This window comes from Mycobacterium sp., from assembly GCF_035499775.1.
Classification (GTDB): domain Bacteria; phylum Actinomycetota; class Actinomycetes; order Mycobacteriales; family Mycobacteriaceae; genus Mycobacterium.
In genome coordinates, this window is sequence record NZ_DATJYB010000273.1 from 1 (window position 1) to 2,014 (window position 2,014).

At 62.9% G+C, this 2,014-nt stretch carries 3 protein-coding genes; all 3 read left to right on the forward strand.

What is annotated here, in order from left to right; genetic code table 11:
- Positions 1 to 284: TonB-dependent receptor domain-containing protein (locus VML93_RS17535; protein WP_325612569.1), on the forward strand; the 284-nt coding region annotated here is incomplete at its 5' end.
- A gap of 425 nt (positions 285 to 709) precedes the next feature.
- Entirely contained in the window at positions 710 to 1,147 is a 438-nt protein-coding gene (gene nikR, locus VML93_RS17540) for a nickel-responsive transcriptional regulator NikR (protein WP_325612571.1), read from the forward strand.
- A 125-nt stretch (positions 1,148 to 1,272) separates the two neighbouring features.
- The coding region (locus VML93_RS17545) for a TonB-dependent receptor plug domain-containing protein (protein ID WP_325612573.1) at positions 1,273 to 2,014 on the forward strand (742 nt) is incomplete at its 3' end.

The window sequence follows — 2,014 nt, forward strand, 5'->3', positions numbered from 1 at the left end:
ACCTGGCCAAGTTCTACGACTACGCCGACACCCAGCGCTACAACCTCGACGGCACGCCCAAGACCGACAAGAGCCCGAGCTTCTGGGTCGTCGATCTCCGCGTGTCCTACCAGTGGAACAAGACCTTCTCGACCTATGTTGGCGTCAACAATGTGTTCGACTACCAGCAGGCCAGAAAGGACAGCTATCTTTGGGTGGACAGTGCCGGCACCCTCGACGTGACCCACATCTGGGGCCCGAACATCGGGCGCACACTCACCGCGGGAGCGAAGGTCGCGTTCTGACCCTGGCATCATGGGTCACGCCGACGTCCCACATCTTTGCGCGCCACGCAACAATCCCTCTCGCGATCCGCAAGCTCGATCGCTGCTGTGCCGCCACTCGACCACTACTACACCGCTACTCGGCTGCTGCTGTGATGCTGCTTCGTTGCTGCTGTGCTACTGCTCCGCTGCTGATGGCTGCCCCGGACGGAGCGTAACGCGAAGAAGCGTATCAAGACGCATTTCTCCTCTGGTGTTGATTTGACCGATCGGCGGAACAAGAAGCGCTGCGGCCTGCCGGGCCAGAACGCCCCGGGTTTGCGTAACAAGCGTTACAGGTCTGGAGGCGGTATCTGGCATCCACTGTCTGCCCAGTTGGCTGATGCCACGCTTTGCCGAGATTAACAGCTTCCCAAACGGACGATTTTGATGTTACGAGTTGAATCATGCGTAACACCACCTCCGAACCGGTCACCCGCTTCAGCGTATCCCTGCCCGCGTCGCTTGCCCGGGCGCTCGACCAGATGGCGGGGGAGAAGGGCTACGACAACCGTTCGCTCGCGATCGCCGACATGATCCGGGCGCACTTGGTCGAGCACCGCCAGCAGAAAGGCATCGGCGAGATCGGCGGCAGCATCACGCTGGTCTACGACCATCACCGCCACCACTTGCTCGATCTGCTGACGGATCTGCAGCACGACCATGGCGGTGTCATTATCGCGACCCTGCACGCGCACCTGGATCAGGACAACTGCCTCGAGATCTTGGCCGTGCGCGGCGACGCGACAGAGATCAAGCAGCTAGCCGACGAGATGATCGCTGCCAAGGGCGTAAAGCACGGTAAACTCACGATCACGAGCACGGGGAAGGATCTGCCGGCCTGACTACCCGCGGGAGCGTGCCAGACAACGGAACCGCTTTGACCTTGAACCGCCCGGCGCTCTTCCGGCTCATTGGGTGCCTCCTCGGCCCATGCCTTGGCACGGGCGAGGTGCTGCAAGGCCAGACCATGATCGCTGCGGGTGCGGGCGCTGGCATGGACCGGACGACCGAACTCGCTCCTGTGGTCGTGTACGGGCGGCAGACCGATTTGATCGGCGAGGTGCCATCGGCATCGGTGGGCGAGATCGGCGCCGCCGAACTCGACGCCCGGCCGCTCCTGCGTCGGGGCGAGTTGCTGGAGGTCATCCCCGGGGTCATCATCACCCAGCACTCCGGCGACGGGAAGGCCAACCAGTATTTCCTGCGCGGCTTTGACCTCGATCACGGCACCGATTTCGCGACCTCGGTCGACGGCCTGCCGGTGAATATGCGCACCAACGCCCACGGCCAGGGCTACTCCGACTTGAATTTCATCATCCCGGAGTTCGTCCAGAGCATCACCTACCAGAAGGGCCTTTCGTTTGCCGAAAACGGCGACTTCTCCGCCGCCGGCGCGGCCCAGTTCCAACTCGTGCGCACGCTGCCCCAGGATTTCGCCAAGGTCGAAGTGGGGGCGCATGACTACGGCCGCTTGGTAGCCGGCGAAAACCTCGCCGGCGGGAACCAGGCGACCACGACGTTGGGAGTGGAAGCCTCCTACAACAACGGACCGTGGGAGAATCCGGAGCACTCCCGGCGATTCAACGGGTTGATCCGCCGAAGTTGGACCAACGGAGACGACGAATATGCCCTCACCGCCCTCGGGTATCACGGGGACTGGAACTCCACCGACCAGGTGCCCCTCCGCGCGATTGACGACGGGTTGATTG

Excerpts from the sequence above, each read along its gene's own strand:
- nikR (WP_325612571.1), top strand. The coding sequence starts at position 710 with ATGCGTAACACCACCTCCGAACCGGTCACCCGCTTCAGCGTATCCCTG.